Origin of the sequence: Allobosea caraganae (assembly GCF_003351345.1) — a bacterium.
In the GTDB taxonomy this organism is placed as follows: Bacteria; Pseudomonadota; Alphaproteobacteria; order Rhizobiales; family Beijerinckiaceae; genus Allobosea; species Allobosea caraganae.
Genome location: NZ_QQTO01000001.1, coordinates 90249 through 104417, shown reverse-complemented (window position 1 = coordinate 104417; position 14169 = coordinate 90249). Strand labels below are relative to the sequence as shown.

Genomic DNA, 14169 nt, shown 5'->3' with positions numbered 1-14169 from the left:
GGCGCGCAGGTGCTCCCGGTCGACATAAGAAACCACCAAAAGAAGAGGGAACTAAAATGGCAGCGAAGACCTGGCGTAAAAAGACTTGGCGCAATCTGCATGCGGGTGTCGGCCTAGCCGCGCTCGCAAGCCTGTCCGGCATCGCGCTGGCGCAGGCGCAGGAGGCCTTCAACTGGAAGCAGTTCGATGGCCAGACCATCACCTTCCTGTCGTCCAACCATCCCTGGCCGACGGCGCTCAACGAGTTCCTGCCCGAATTCACGGCCAAGACCGGCATCAAGCTCAAGTTCGACACCTATAACGAAGAGCAGATGCGGCAGCGCCTGACGACCGTCCTGCAGACGCGCTCGTCCGATGTCGACCTGTTCATGACCCTGCCGACCCGCGAGGGCCAGCAATACCGCGCATCTGGCTGGTATGCCGACCTGAAGCCGATGCTCGACGACAAGAAGCTGACCGCGCCCGACTACAACTACGGCGATTTCAGCCCGGTCCTGGTCAAGCTCTCGACCATGGACGCCCAGACGGTCGGCATCCCCCTCAACATCGAGGGGCCGGTCGTCTACTACCGCAAGGACCTGTTCGAAGCCTGCAACGTGCCGTTCCCCGCCACGCTCGAGGATCTGCCTGCTACCGCCGAGAAGCTGAAGGCCTGCAAGCCCGGAATCACGCCGTTCGTGTCGCGCGGGCTGAAGGGCGCGGCCTACTCGACCTTGAACCCGGTCTTCTTCAACTCCGGCGGCAGCTACGAGGACCCCGCCAAGGGCTTCCTGTGCAATGACAACGGCATCAAGGCGCTCGACCTCTACACCAGCATGCTGATCAAGTACGGCCCGCCCGGCGTTAGCAACTACACCTTCTACCAGATCACCGAGCTGATCGGGCAGGGGCGGGCCTTCATGGCGCTCGAATCGAGCAACGAGTTCGGCAAGCTGACCTCGTTCGAAGGGCGCCAGAAGGACATCGACGTGAAGCTGGTGCCGCCCGGCCGCGATACCGGCATCACCAAGCCGTCGGTCATCTCCTGGCACATCGCGATTCCTGCCTCGTCGCAGAAGAAGGGGCCCGCCTGGTACTTCATCCAGTGGGCGACCTCGGCGGAGATGGAGGCGCGCCTGGCGCTGAAGGGCGTCGCCCCGCCGCGCAAGTCGATCGGCGAGGACCCCAAGTTCAAGGCCTGGCTCAGCGAGTATCCCAATCGCACCAACTGGATGGGCGCGATCCTGCAGTTGGGCAGCATCGGCTCGAGCTTCGTCACGCCGAAGACGACCCGCACGCCCGAGGCGGTCGACATCCTCGGCGAATCGATCAGCCGCGTGCTGACCAAGGATGCCGACGTCAAGACCGCCGCCTGCGAGGCCGATACCAAGCTCAAGGCGCTCAACCAGTAAGAAACCGCCTCGGCCTGCTCCGCACCTTGCAGCGGAAGCCGGGGCAGGCTCTTGGGATGCAGCGCCAAACTCGGCCGCGGCGCTGCATCCCGCACGAACTGCGTCGCCATATTGCTGCCCAGCCACCTGCAAAGCGGGTGGCTGGGCAGTTTCGTCAGGTCCTGGCCCGCCCGCCGCCGTACAGCCGGCGCCTGGTCGGCCAGATTGTTGACAAAATATTCGACATTTTCTTATGCTGCCCAGGTAGAGGCCGGCCGCGTCCATATCGCCGTAAAATAACAAGCAGGGCCATACGCCCAAGTGCTGGCAGGTACAGCCCAGCGCACAGAAGGCATGAAGTCTTGCTGCCCCTCTGACGGAGGCTTGCACACCGGCTCCTCGCTAACCGCCATCGCCGAATAAAAACGGGCCCAGCAAACGGGCCGCGGCCTCAAGTCCACAGGGAGGACTATCATGACGGGCACGATTCTGAAGCCGAGCCGGCGTGCGCTCCTGCGCGGGGCGGCAGCATTGGGCGCGGCCGGCGCGATCGGCTCGCCGATGGTGCTGCGCGAAGCCCGCGCCCAGGCGCCGTTCAACTGGAAGCGTTTCTCGGGCACGACACTCGACGTGCTGATGGTGAAGAACCCGCGCTCCGACCTGGCTCAGAGCGGCGAGAAGGAGTTCACCGAGCTCACCGGCATCAAGGTCTCCTCCGAGCAGGTGCCGGAGCAGCAGCAGCGCCAGAAGGCGATGATCGAGTTCGCCTCGGGCAAGCCGAGTTTCGACGTCAGCAACATCTCGCTGCACGTCCAGAAGCGCCTTCTCTTCAAGGGCAAGTGGATGGAGGATCTCAGGCCCTATATCGCCGACGCCTCGCTGACCGCGCCTGATTTCGACTTCGCCGATTTCGGCGCCGGCCCGGTCGCCTATGCCAGGCAGGCAGACGGCTCGCTCGATACCCTGCCCACCTTCGTCGATTATTGGGTCGTCTACTACAACAGGGAGCTCTTCGACGCGAAGGGGGTGTCCTACCCGAAGACGATGGAGGAGATCGCCACCGTCGCGGCCAAGCTGCACGATCCGGCCAAGGGCATCGCCGGCTTCGTCTCGCGCGGCCTGAAGAACGCCAACGTCCCGGTCTGGACCAGCTTCGTGCTCGGGCAGGGCGTGGAGACGGTTTCACCCGAAGGCAAGCTGCTGACCGATACGCCCGAGGCGATTTGGGGGGCCGAACTCTACAAGAAGCTGAACAAGGATAGCGGCCCCGCCGGCGCCGTCGGCTTCAACTGGAACGAATGCCAAACCACCTTCATGCAGGGCCGCGCCGCGATGTGGCTCGACGGCATCGGCTTCGCCACGCCGCTCGAAGACCCGTCCAAGTCGCGCATCGTCGGCAAGGTCGGCTACGGCATCATGCCGCCGGGACCGAAGGCGCACTACGCCGGCATGTTCGCCGACGGCATCGGCATCTCGCGCGGCTCGCAGAAGAAGCAGGCCGCCTGGCTCTACATCCAGTTCATGACCAGCAAGGCGAGACAGGCCGCGATGCTGCGGACCGGCGCAGGCGCACCGGCGCGTTCCTCGCCCTATCTCGACAAGGAGCTGATCGCGCAGTCGAAGTTCGGCAAGCAGTATTTCGATTGCCTGCTGGCCTCGGCCAAGATCGCCCGCGCCGGGCTGCCGCAGATCGTGCCGGTGACCGAGTTCCGCGACGTCTTCGGCGTCGCGCTGACCAATGCCCTCGGTGGCGCCGACGTGGCGGCCGAGCTGAAGAAGGCGACCGAGACCTTCGCGCCAGTCCTGGCCAAGAGCGAACAGGGCTGAGGGGCTCCGCACATCCCGGTCGGCCTTGCGCCGACCGGCTTCCCTCGCGCCGATTTCCCGCGTTTGCCGGCTGACTGCGGCCCGCCCGTCAGTCGACCTGCCTCACCGCACCCTTGGCCGCGCTGGTGGTCAGGGCCGCATAGGCCTTCAAGGCCGTCGAGACCTTGCGCTTGCGCGGGGCGGCCGGCTTCCAGGCATCCTTGCCCTTGGTCTCCATCGCGGCACGCCGGCGCGCCAGCTCCTCGTCCGGGACCCGCAGGTTGATGCTGCGGTTGGGAATGTCGATCGCGATGACATCGCCGGTCTCGACAAGGCCGATCGCACCGCCCTCGGCCGCCTCCGGTGAGACATGGCCGATCGAGAGACCCGAGGAGCCGCCCGAGAAGCGGCCGTCGGTGACCAGCGCGCAGAGCTTCCCGAGGCCCTTCGACTTCAGGTAGCTCGTCGGATAGAGCATCTCCTGCATGCCCGGGCCGCCGCGCGGCCCCTCGTAACGGATCAGCACGATCTCACCGGCCTTGACCTTGTTGTTGAGGATGCCCTCGACCGCCGCGTCCTGGCTCTCGAAGATCACCGCCGGGCCCGAGAAGGTCAGGATCGAGGCGTCGACGCCCGCCGTCTTCACGATGCAGCCGTCGAGCGCGATATTGCCGTAGAGCACGGCGAGGCCGCCATCCCTTGAATAGGCGTGGTCGAGATCGCGGATCACGCCGGCCTCGCGGTCGAGATCGAGCTCCTCGAAGCGCCGGTCCTGGCTGAAGGCGACCTGCGTCGGCACGCCGCCGGGTGCCGCGCTGTAGAAGCTGCGGACGCTCTCGCTCTCCGTCTGCTTGACGTCCCAGCGCGCCAGCGCCTCGCTGAGGCTGGCGCTGTGAACGGTCGGCAGCGAGGTGTCGATCAGCCCGGCGCGATCGAGCTCGCCGAGGATCGCCATGATGCCGCCGGCGCGATGGACATCCTCCATATGGACGTTGGCCACGGCGGGCGCGACCTTGCACAGCACCGGCACGCGCCGCGACAGCCGGTCGATATCGGCCATGGTGAAGTCGATCTCCGCTTCATGCGCGGCGGCGAGCAGATGCAGCACCGTATTGGTCGAGCCGCCCATGGCGATGTCGAGCGTCATCGCGTTCTCGAAGGCCTTGAAGCTGGCGACGTTGCGCGGCAGCACCGAGGCGTCGTCCTGCTCGTAATGGCGGCGCGCCAGATCGACGATGAGATGCCCCGCCTCGACGAAGAGGCGCTTGCGGTCGGCATGGGTGGCGAGCGTCGAGCCGTTGCCGGGGAGCGCCAGGCCCAGCGCCTCGGTCAGGCAGTTCATCGAGTTGGCCGTGAACATGCCCGAGCAGGAGCCGCAGGTCGGGCAGGCCGAGCGCTCGATCACCTCGAGATCGGCCTGGCTGACCCTGTCGTCGGCGGCGGCGATCATCGCATCGACGAGGTCGACCTTCTTCAACACGCCCTCGGCGATGAACTTGCCTGCCTCCATCGGGCCGCCGGAGACGAAGACCGTGGGGATGTTGAGGCGCATCGCCGCCATCAGCATGCCGGGCGTGATCTTGTCGCAGTTCGAGATGCAGACCATGGCGTCGGCGCAATGGGCGTTGACCATGTATTCGACGCTGTCGGAGATCAGCTCGCGCGAAGGCAGGCTGTAGAGCATGCCGTCATGGCCCATGGCGATGCCGTCATCGACCGCGATGGTGTTGAACTCCTTGGCGACGCCGCCGGCCTTCTCGATCTCGCGCGCCACCAGCTGGCCGAGATCCTTGAGATGGACATGGCCCGGCACGAATTGCGTGAAGGAATTGACCACGGCGATGATGGGCTTGCCGAAATCGCTGTCCTTCATGCCCGTGGCGCGCCAGAGCCCCCTCGCTCCGGCCATGTTGCGGCCATGGGTGGTCGTGCGAGAGCGGTAGGCAGGCATGATGATCTCGATCGGTAGGTCAGAAACGAGAATGCTAACAATTCCAGCGTTGCCGTCAAAATGAGATTCCGGCGCATCGGCGGTGCGCCGGGCGCCAGACGCGGAGAAGCCGCATGAATAGCCAAGCGGGGACTGCTCCGGATCCTCGTCGAAATGGTCCGGAGAAATCAGATCCCTTCGACCCTTGAGGCGGCCCGCCTCCGTCGCGAGCGCCCTACCAGCTTGTCCCGCGCAGTCGCGCGCCGACCTCAGAGCACCGGTTCGGCCTGTCTTCCGAGTTCCTCCGCCGGAGGGATTCGGCCGCCTTCGAACCAGTAGGCCGCCGCCGCGCGCGACATCGCAGCGCCGTCGTGGCCGATCCCGCCGACCGTGATCAGCTGCCAGTTGCAGGGCACGCGGAGCCGGCTGGCCTCGGTGCGGGCGAAGTCGAGCATGAAATGGGCGCGCCCATAGCGGTGCGGGCCCTGCGCCAGCGCTTCGGCCTGCGCCGGCAGATTGGGATCGTCGGTGACGATGTCGCGGTCCCCGGCGAAGATGATCATCGGATAGGCGAGCCAGCGCACCAGCGCATCCCGGTCGAGACCGGCGCCGCCGAGCCCCTCCGGGAAGCGGCGTTCGAGCGTCGGCAGCGTGTACCAGCCCGAGTTGGCGGCCATCGCCGCCGTAAACAGCGCGCCGCCTTCCGTCGCCAGCATGCGATGCACGAACTGGCCGCCGGCCGAATGGCCGAAGATGCGAATGACGGGGCGTTCGATCACGCCACCGGCCCGCAGCGCGTCGAGCACGCGTTCCGGCACCGCATAGAGCCACTGCTCGCGCGGGGCGATCGCGCCATCATCGGTGACCAGCAGGCCGTTGTTGTAGCCTTCGGCCTTGGGGAAGTGCTCGTTGGGAAAGGTCGGCGCCACGATCAGCAGGCCGTGCTTCTCGGCCGCGTCGATCCAGAAATCGCGATAATCGTCGCCGTTGCGCATCATGCCGTGCTGCACGACGATGACGGGATCGTTCGGCTGGTGGCGCACCGGCCGGTAGACATTGACGGCGAGCGGCCGGTCCGGATGGCGGCCGTCGACGAAGGGCAGCGTGCTGCGCCCGAGCGGCGGATTGAGGGTCGTGGTGGTCATGCGGACTCCGAAGCCGTGTGCAGGTGGCAGGCGGCGCTGCGGCCGGGCGCGATCTCGGTCAGGACCGGCCGAACCTCGCGGCAAACCGGCATCGCCTGCTCGCAGCGCGGATGGAAAGGGCAGCCCGGCGGCGGCGCGAGCGGCGACGGCAATTCGCCCTTGAGCGGCTGGAAGGCCTGCTTGCGCCGCGCCGCCGAGGGTATCGCCGCGATCAGCGCCGCGCTGTAGGGGTGCGCGGGCCCAGCGAACACCTCGTTCGCCGCGCCGATCTCAACGATGCGGCCGAGATACATGATCGCGACCCGGTCGCTGATATGGCGCACCAGGCCGAGATCGTGGCTGACGAAAAGATAGGTCAGGCCGTGGCGGGCACGCACATCCATGAACAGGTTGACGACCTGCGCCTGGATCGAGACGTCGAGCGCCGAAACCGGCTCGTCGCAGACGAGGAAATCGGGCTTCACGGCCAGGGCTCGCGCGATGCCGATGCGCTGGCGCTGCCCGCCCGAGAACTGGTGCGGATAGCGCTCGCGATAGGCGAGATCGAGCCCGACCTCGCTCAGCGCCTGGTCCACCGCCTTGTCGATCTCGGCCCTGGGCAGAAGCTTGTGGACGCTCAGCGCCTCGCCGACGATGCGGCTGACCTTCATGCGCGGATCGAGCGAGGCGTAAGGGTCCTGGAAGATCATCTGGACCTTGAGCAGGAAATCGAGCCGCTCCTTGCCCTTGAGCCTGGCCACTGGCCGCTGCTCGTAGACCACCTCGCCCGCGCTCGGCTTCAGAATGCCGGTGACGACGCGCGCGAGCGTCGACTTGCCGCAACCGGATTCGCCGACGAGGCCGAGCACCTCGCCACGCCGCACGCTGAGATCGACGCCGTCGACGGCGCGCAGCACCGGGGGCGCCTTGCCCCGCCCGGTCGCCATCAGGATGCGCTCCGCCAGCGTCGGGCTACGGCGGAAGTGCTTGGCCACGCCCTTGAGCTCGATGATCGGCGCGCTCATGCCGCGTCTCCCGCCGGCACCGGGTTGTGACAGCGAAAGCTGTGCCCGCCCTGCCCCGTCGCGGCGGGGTCCTCATCGGCGCAGATCGGCTGGACGCGCAGGCAACGCGGCCGGAACGGGCAGCCGCTCGGCCGCGCGTCGATGCGCGGTGCGACGCCGTCGATCTGGTGGAGCCGCTCGCCCGGCGCGACCATGGTGGCGGAGGATTTCAGCAGCCCGATCGTATAGGGATGGCGCGGCGCGTCGAGCACCTGGTCGACGGGGCCGATCTCGACGATGCGGCCGGCATACATCACCGCTACCCGGTCGGCGAGTTCGGCCACCACGGCGAGATCATGCGTGATCCAGAGCACCGCGGTGCCGGTCTCGCGGCTGAGCTTCTGCACCTCGAACAGGATCTGGCTCTGGATGGTGACGTCGAGCGCCGTCGTCGGCTCGTCGGCGATGATCAGGTCGGGCGCGTTGAGCAGCGCCGTGGCGATGGCGACGCGCTGGCGCATGCCGCCGGAGAATTCATGCGGAAACTGCCGCAGTCGCGCCTCGGGCGAGGAGATGCCGACGCGCGCCAGCGCCTCAGCGGCTTTAGCCAGCGCCTCCGCCCGGCTGCATGCGCGATGCTCCAGGATCGCCTCGCTCATCTGCTCGCCGATGCTGAGCACCGGGTTCAGCGTCATCAGCGGGTCCTGGAAGATCATCGCGATGCGGTCGCCGCGCAGGGCGCGCAACCGTTCCTCGGAGGCGCCAAGCAGATCCTCGCCGTCGAAGCTGATCGTGCCGGAGACGATCTCGCCCGGCGGATCGATGAGCCTGACCAGCGAGAAGCCGGTTACCGACTTGCCGGAGCCCGATTCGCCGACGAGCCCCAGCACCTCGCCGCGCGCGACATTGAAATCGACACCGTCGACGGCGGGCCAGGCGCCGTCGAGCGCATGGAACACGGTCCTGAGGCCGCGGACCTCGAGCAGGGCGTCACTCATGAGCGCACGTTGAAGCTGCGGCGCAGCCTGTCGCCGACGAGGTTGAGCGAGACGATCAGCAGCACCAGCGCGATGCCGGGGAAGACCGCGATCCAGTATTCGCCCGACAGGAGGAACTCGAAGCCGTTGGCGATCAGCAGGCCGAGCGAGGGCTGCGTCACCGGCACGCCGACGCCGAGGAAGGAGAGCGTCGCCTCCAGCGTGATCGCGCTGGCGACGCTGATCGAGGCGACGACCAGCACCGAGCCGACCGAATTGGGCAGCAGATGCGCGATCATGATGTACCGGGTCGGCAGGCCGAAATTCAGCGCCGCCTCGATGTATTCCTTGCGCCGCTCGACCAGCGCGGAGGCGCGCATCAGCCGGGCGTATTGGGCCCACTGCACCAGCACGATGGCGAGGATGACCTTGTCCACCCCGCGCCCGATCGAGGCGAGCAGCACGAGCGCGATCAGGATCGAGGGAAAGCCGAGCATGAAATCGACGACGCGCATGATCACGGCATCGACCGCCCCGCCGAACTGCGCCGCCAGAAGCCCGGCCGAGATGCCGATGAAGAGCGCGCCCAGCGTCGCGGACAAGCCGACCATCAGGCTGGTGCGCAGGCCGTAGAGGATCGCGCTCAGCATGTCGCGCCCCTGCGAATCCGTGCCGAGCCAGTAGGTCACGCCGGTCATGCCGGCCTCGCCCGGCGGCAGGCGGTTGTCCATCACGCTGAGCGAGGCGAGGTCGTGCGGGTTCTGCGGTGCGATGACCGGCGCCAGCAGCGCCAGCAGCACCATGACGCCGAGCAGGATGGCAGCGCCGCGCGTCGTCGGCCGGCTGCGGATCCGGCGCAGCACCTTCCCGCGCAGCTGCGTATCGGCATAGGCCGGAACGGCCGGCGTCTTCGCCTTCGCGCTCATGCCATCTCTCCCGTCAGCTTCACCCGCGGGTCGAGCGCGGCGTAGAGGATGTCGACGAGGAAGTTGACGGTGACGAAGAGCAGCGTCGCGAGTAGGACGTAGGCGACGACGACCGGCCGGTCGAGCTGGTAGACCGAATCGATCAGGAGCTTGCCCATGCCCGGCCAGGCGAAGACGGTCTCGGTGATCGTCGAGAAGGCGACGAGGCTGCCGAACTCGATGCCGACCACGGTGACGACCGGGATCAGGATGTTGCGCAGCACGTGCCGGCCGACGATGCGCCGGGGCCTCACGCCCTTGGCGCGAGCGTATTTCACGTAGTCCTGCGTCATCGTCTCGGTGGTGCCGGCGGCGACGAGGCGGATCATCAGCGCCATGTTGGGGATGGCGAGGTTGAGCGCCGGCAGCACGAGATGCCGCAGCCCGTCCAGCGTCAGCAGGCTGGTCGAGATGCCGAGCACCGTGACCGTCTCGCCGCGCCCGGCGGTCGGCAGCCAGCCGAGCACGACGGCGAAGAGCAGGATCAGCATCATGCCCTTCCAGAAGCTCGGCAGCGAATAGCCCAGCACCGTGCCGGCCATGATGATGCGGGAGGGCCGGCTCTCCGGGTCGAGCCCGGCGAAGAGGCCGAGCGGCACGCCGGTAAAGATGGCGAACGTCATCGCCAGCAGCACGAGCTCGAAGGTCGCAGGCAGCCGGGCGAGGATCAGCTCGATCGCCGGCACGCCATGCACGAAGGAGCGCCCGAGATCGCCCTTCAGGGCATTGCCCATGAACACGAAATATTGCTGCCAGACCGGCAGGTCGAGGCCGAGGCGCCGGATCAGCGCCTCGCGCTCGGCCGCGCTGACCTGCGGCGAGACCAGCAGCTCGATCGGATCGCCGATGCCGTAGACGGCGAAGAAGACCACGACCGAAACCGCGAGCAGAACGAGCACGCTCTGGATCAGTCGCTGCAGGACATAGGCGGTCATGAGGCTCGACCGGCTCCGCTACGCGTTCCGCACGGGCCACCCTCGCGGGCGGCCCGTCGTTCCCAGGACTTATTTCGCGACCGGCTTCACCGACATCGCCAGCATGAACTGGTCGGCGCGGCCGGCAACGGTGAGATCGGACTTGAAGGCCCAGATGCCGCTCTCGAAGTGCAGCGGGATGAAAGCGTTGTCGGCGAGGACAAGCTTGCCGGCCTCCTGCAGAAGCGCTGCGCGCTTGGCGTCGTCGAGCGTGGTGATCGCCTCGCGGATCACCTTGTCGAACTGCTCGTTCTTGTAGCCGCCATAGTTCGAGCCACCGATCGTCTTGGCCTCGTTCGGGGTCGGCGGCCACTGGCGCAGGAAGGAGGCTGCCTCGCCGGTGGCGGAGCCCCAGCCGCCGAGCGCGACGCTGAATTCCTTCTTGGCGCGGCGCGGGAAATAGATCGCCCGCGTCATCGCGTCGACCTCGGTCTTGATGCCGACCTGGGTCAGATACTGCGCCACCGCCTGGGTGATCTGGCTGTCGTTGATGTAGCGATCATTGGTCGTCGCCACGGTAAGCTGGAAACCCTTGGCGTAGCCCGCCTCGGCCAGCAGCTTCTTGGCCGCCGCGGGATCATAGGCGAGCTTCGGCGGGTTCGGCTGGGTGCCGAACATGCCTGTCGGCAGGTACTGATAGGCCGGCTCCGCCGCGCCATCCATGATGCGCTTCACGATGGCGTCGCGGTCGATGGCGAGCGACATCGCCTGGCGCACGCGCGGGTCCTTGAGCGGGTTCTTGCCGTCCTCCGACTTGACGAAGGGGCTCTGGTCACGCGCGACGTCGAGCTGGAGGTAGATCACCCGGGTCGAGGGGGTGACGACATGGCCGAAGCGCTTGTCGCCCCTGATCCGGCCGAGATCGCGCGCCGCCGGGTTCTCGATCACGTCGTAGTCGCCGGCCAGAAGGCCCGCGAGGCGCGGGCCGGCATTGCTGACGGGCAGCAGGCGCACGCTGGCCCAGGGCTCGGCCTTGCCCCAATAGGTCGGGTTGCGCTCCAGCTCGATCGCCGAGCCGCGCACATAGGATTTCAGCTTGTAGGGACCGGTGCCGATGGCGAGCGTGCCATCGTTGAAGCCGCTGACCGTTGGCCAGGGGCCGGTGACGCCGCAGTTCTTGGCGACGTCGTAGCTGATCGGCCCATGCTCGACGATCCCGGCCGAGAGGATGCTGAGCGCCGAGAGCAGGTTCGGCAGCAGCGGCTCGGGATTGGTGGTGCTGATCACCAGCGTCTGCGGGTCCGGCGTCTCGACCGAAGCGAAGTTACCGGTGACGTCGGCGAAGGAATCCGAGACCTTGGTCTCGTTCTTCAGCGTCCGGCAGAAGGTGAAGACCACGTCCTCCGCGGTGAACGGCTTGCCGTTCGAGAATTTCACACCCTGGCGCAGCTTGAAGGTCCAGCGGTTCTTGCCGTCATTCTCCCAGGACGAGGCGAGGCTCGGATGCAGCTTCTGCTGCTCGTCCTGGCTGACGAGCGAGTCGAAGATATGCTGCGCCAAGGCGTTGTTCGGGGTGAGGTCGTGATAATGCGGATCGACGGCCGTCGGCTCCGACGCCAGCGCGATGCGCAGGGTTTGCGCCGAGACCGCGGTCGCGGGCAGGCAGAGGGCGGCAAAGGCCGCGGCGAACAGGGACTGACGCATGGTGAAATCCGCTCCCGACTTGGACGCTTTTGACAGCTTCATTTTCGTCTAGTAGCAAACATGAAAATATTTGAACGTCAATCGGGTGGCGACGCATGTCCCAGGGCCTGAAGCCGACGACGGATCTCTCCAACCGGATCGCGCAGAGTTACCCGTCGCTGAGCAACGGCCATCGCCGTGCCGCCGATTTCGTGCTGCAGCATCCGCTCGACGTCGCGACGATGACCATCGAGGGGCTGGCCGAGGGCAGCGGGACCTCCAACGCCACGGTGACGCGCTTCGTCCGGACGCTGGGCTATGGTGGCTATGGCGAGTTCCGCAGCGCGCTTTCGGCCGCGCTGAAGTTCGCGCACGACCCGGTCGACAGCTTCGCCGGTGCGCGCTCGGCCGCGGGGTCGACCTTCGCGACGTTCGCAGACGCCCTCGCCGACCAGGCCGCAAACCTCCAGGCCGCGCGCGACGGGCTGACGGAGGCAGCCGCGACGCGGGCCGTGGAGCTCCTGCTGAAGGCGCCGCGCGTCTTCATCGCCGCCTCCGGCGCGAGCCACCACGTCGCCTCCTTCCTCGAGGATGGGCTGGCTCTGTATCTCGATGCCGACGTGATCTTCGCATCCTCGCGCACTGGCCCCGAGCGCGCCATCCGCCACATGATGTCGGCCCGGCCGAACGATCTCGTCGTGGCGATCTCGGTCCCGCGCTACTCCCGCGCGACGCTCGACCTCGCCAACTTCGCCAAGAAGCGCGGCGCGGCGCTGCTCGTGCTGACGGACAGCCCGACATCGCCGCTCGCGCCGATCGCCGACGTCACGCTATTCGCGCCGGCCCGCAGTCGCCTCCTCCCGAATTCGCCGACGGCAGTGTTCGCGCTCGCGGATGCCCTGATCGCAGCCGTCGCGCGCGAGCGGCCGGACGCCGTCGAGGCATTGAAGGAACTCAGCGAAAGCCTACTCTGGACCTTTCACCAATAGTGCCAGACACATCGTTGCGTCAGGGATTCAACTATGAAAGGTTCGCGCCGCGCGGGCGCTTTTGTCAAACAAGATGCCCAGCCACAGGGATGGCGAGCAAGGTATCCAAGGAGAGCAGCAATGGCGAAGAAGCTATCACGGCGCGATGTGTTGCGCCTCGGGTCCCTGATTGCGGCGCCTGCCGTCCTGAAGCTGGCGTCCCCCGCCGCTGCGGCGGAGGGCCGCCTCAGGATCGCCTGGTGGGGCGGGGCCGACCGCGCCAAGCGGACGCAGGCCGCGATCGACGCCTTCAAGCGTCTGAACGTCGGCGTCGAGGTCGTCTACGAAAGCGTGGGCTGGGACGCCTACTGGACCAAGCTCGCGACGCAGGTCGCCGGCGGCAGTCCGCCCGACATCATTCAGATGGATTATCGCTACCTGCCGGAATACGCGCGACGCGGCGCCTTGCGGCCCCTCGACGATCTCATTCCGTCGGTCATCGACCCCAGCGACTACGTCCCGTCGGTCATCGAGGCCGGAAAGATCGATGGGAAGCAGTATGGCATCCCGATGGGGATGAACAGCGACGTCCTGCTCTACGACAAGACGATGCTCGACACGCTCGGCCTGCCGGCGCCGACTCCAGAGATGAGCTGGGCCGAATTCACGGCGCTCAGTGAAAGCATCACCAAGAAGGCCAACCGGCGCGGCTATTTCGGCGCCGCCGATCCGAGCGTGATGGAACCCGAGCTCGAATATTGGGTGCTGACGCGCGGGCGCACCCTCTACGACGCGTCGGGGCGCCTCGGCTTCACCCGCGACGACGCCGAGTCCTGGCTGACGCTTTGCGCCGAGATGCGGGCAAAAGGGGCGATCGCACCGGCCGACGTCGCCGCCACGGACAAGATCACCATCGACACCGACCTGCTGACGACGGGGCACGCCGCGATCACCTTCACCAACAGCAACCAGATCGTCGGCTACCAGACCGCGAACAAGGGCAAGCTCGGGATGGCCTTCCATCCAAAGGGCGAAAAGCCCGGCGAATACCTCAAGCCCTCGATGATGCTGTGCGTCGCCGCGAAGGCCGCCGATCCGAAGCTGGCCGCCGCTTTGATCGACTTCATGGTCCTCAAGCCCGACGGCGCCAAGCTGCTCGGCGTCGAGCGCGGCGTCTCGCCTTCCGAGAAGATCCGCGCACTCCTGGCGGGCGACCTTGATGAGACGGGCCGGATCCAGGTCGATCACCTCTCCGCGCTCAGCAAGCGGGGCCCCGCGCCCCTGCCGCCGGCGCCGCCAAAGGGAGCGGGCGAGGTCACGGCCCTGATCCGGCAGGCCGCGGAAAAGACCGGCTTCAAGCAGCTGACGCCGAAGCAGGCGGCCGACGAACTCGTCTCGGAGGCTGAGCGCGTCCTGGCCAGGGCCTGA

Annotated in this window: 11 protein-coding genes; 4 read left to right on the top strand and 7 right to left on the bottom strand. The window is 67.1% G+C overall.

Annotated features, from left to right (window positions below; genetic code table 11):
• The first annotated feature begins 56 nt into the window (after positions 1-56).
• Entirely contained in the window at positions 57-1391 is a 1335-nt protein-coding gene (locus DWF00_RS00480; RefSeq protein WP_181832567.1) for an ABC transporter substrate-binding protein, read from the top strand.
• Between the two features lie 453 nt (positions 1392-1844).
• Positions 1845-3197: an ABC transporter substrate-binding protein gene (locus DWF00_RS00475; RefSeq protein ID WP_114828572.1), complete on the top strand. Its 1353-nt coding sequence runs from the start codon at positions 1845-1847 to the stop codon at positions 3195-3197.
• 88 nt (positions 3198-3285) lie between these two features.
• Here DWF00_RS00475 and ilvD read toward each other — a convergent pair whose 3' ends face one another.
• The 7 genes from ilvD to DWF00_RS00440 all read right to left on the bottom strand — a co-directional run bounded on the left by ilvD (position 3286) and on the right by DWF00_RS00440 (position 11794).
• On the bottom strand, positions 3286-5127 hold the full coding sequence (ilvD, locus tag DWF00_RS00470; RefSeq protein ID WP_114828571.1) for a dihydroxy-acid dehydratase: 1842 nt from the start codon (positions 5125-5127) through the stop codon (positions 3286-3288).
• 248 nt (positions 5128-5375) lie between these two features.
• A complete protein-coding gene (locus DWF00_RS00465; protein ID WP_114828570.1) occupies positions 5376-6251 on the bottom strand; it encodes an alpha/beta hydrolase family protein in 876 nt (291 codons plus the stop codon).
• Positions 6248-7255: an ABC transporter ATP-binding protein gene (locus DWF00_RS00460; RefSeq protein WP_114828569.1), complete on the bottom strand. Its 1008-nt coding sequence runs from the start codon at positions 7253-7255 to the stop codon at positions 6248-6250. Before DWF00_RS00460 ends, DWF00_RS00465 begins: the two co-directional genes overlap by 4 nt.
• Positions 7252-8232 (bottom strand): ABC transporter ATP-binding protein, encoded by a 981-nt coding sequence (locus DWF00_RS00455; RefSeq protein ID WP_114828568.1) that lies wholly within the window; start codon positions 8230-8232, stop codon positions 7252-7254. The genes DWF00_RS00460 and DWF00_RS00455 overlap by 4 nt, the downstream gene beginning before the upstream one ends.
• A complete protein-coding gene (locus DWF00_RS00450; RefSeq protein ID WP_114828567.1) occupies positions 8229-9137 on the bottom strand; it encodes an ABC transporter permease in 909 nt (302 codons plus the stop codon). Before DWF00_RS00450 ends, DWF00_RS00455 begins: the two co-directional genes overlap by 4 nt.
• The gene (locus DWF00_RS00445) at positions 9134-10111 is read right to left on the bottom strand and encodes an ABC transporter permease (protein WP_114828566.1); all 978 of its coding nucleotides are present in this window, start codon (positions 10109-10111) and stop codon (positions 9134-9136) included. Before DWF00_RS00445 ends, DWF00_RS00450 begins: the two co-directional genes overlap by 4 nt.
• Positions 10112-10180: 69 nt before the next feature.
• Positions 10181-11794, bottom strand: coding sequence for an ABC transporter substrate-binding protein (locus tag DWF00_RS00440; protein ID WP_114828565.1), 1614 nt, complete (start codon positions 11792-11794; stop codon positions 10181-10183).
• A 95-nt stretch (positions 11795-11889) separates the two neighbouring features.
• Between DWF00_RS00440 and DWF00_RS00435 the strand changes: the two genes are divergently transcribed.
• Together DWF00_RS00435 and DWF00_RS00430 are read left to right on the top strand one after the other, a co-directional pair.
• Positions 11890-12762: a MurR/RpiR family transcriptional regulator gene (locus tag DWF00_RS00435; protein WP_114828564.1), complete on the top strand. Its 873-nt coding sequence runs from the start codon at positions 11890-11892 to the stop codon at positions 12760-12762.
• A gap of 120 nt (positions 12763-12882) precedes the next feature.
• Positions 12883-14169, top strand: a complete 1287-nt coding sequence (locus DWF00_RS00430; RefSeq protein WP_181832566.1) for an ABC transporter substrate-binding protein — start codon at positions 12883-12885, stop codon at positions 14167-14169.

Coding starts and splice junctions, on each gene's coding strand:
- ilvD (WP_114828571.1), bottom strand. CDS start 5,127: ATGCCTGCCTACCGCTCTCGCACGACCACCCATGGCCGCAACATGGCC.
- DWF00_RS00480 (WP_181832567.1), top strand. CDS start 57: ATGGCAGCGAAGACCTGGCGTAAAAAGACTTGGCGCAATCTGCATGCG.
- DWF00_RS00460 (WP_114828569.1), bottom strand. CDS start 7,255: ATGAGCGCGCCGATCATCGAGCTCAAGGGCGTGGCCAAGCACTTCCGC.
- DWF00_RS00465 (WP_114828570.1), bottom strand. CDS start 6,251: ATGACCACCACGACCCTCAATCCGCCGCTCGGGCGCAGCACGCTGCCC.
- DWF00_RS00430 (WP_181832566.1), top strand. CDS start 12,883: ATGGCGAAGAAGCTATCACGGCGCGATGTGTTGCGCCTCGGGTCCCTG.
- DWF00_RS00440 (WP_114828565.1), bottom strand. CDS start 11,794: ATGCGTCAGTCCCTGTTCGCCGCGGCCTTTGCCGCCCTCTGCCTGCCC.
- DWF00_RS00455 (WP_114828568.1), bottom strand. CDS start 8,232: ATGAGTGACGCCCTGCTCGAGGTCCGCGGCCTCAGGACCGTGTTCCAT.
- DWF00_RS00450 (WP_114828567.1), bottom strand. CDS start 9,137: ATGAGCGCGAAGGCGAAGACGCCGGCCGTTCCGGCCTATGCCGATACG.
- DWF00_RS00445 (WP_114828566.1), bottom strand. CDS start 10,111: ATGACCGCCTATGTCCTGCAGCGACTGATCCAGAGCGTGCTCGTTCTG.
- DWF00_RS00435 (WP_114828564.1), top strand. CDS start 11,890: ATGTCCCAGGGCCTGAAGCCGACGACGGATCTCTCCAACCGGATCGCG.
- DWF00_RS00475 (WP_114828572.1), top strand. CDS start 1,845: ATGACGGGCACGATTCTGAAGCCGAGCCGGCGTGCGCTCCTGCGCGGG.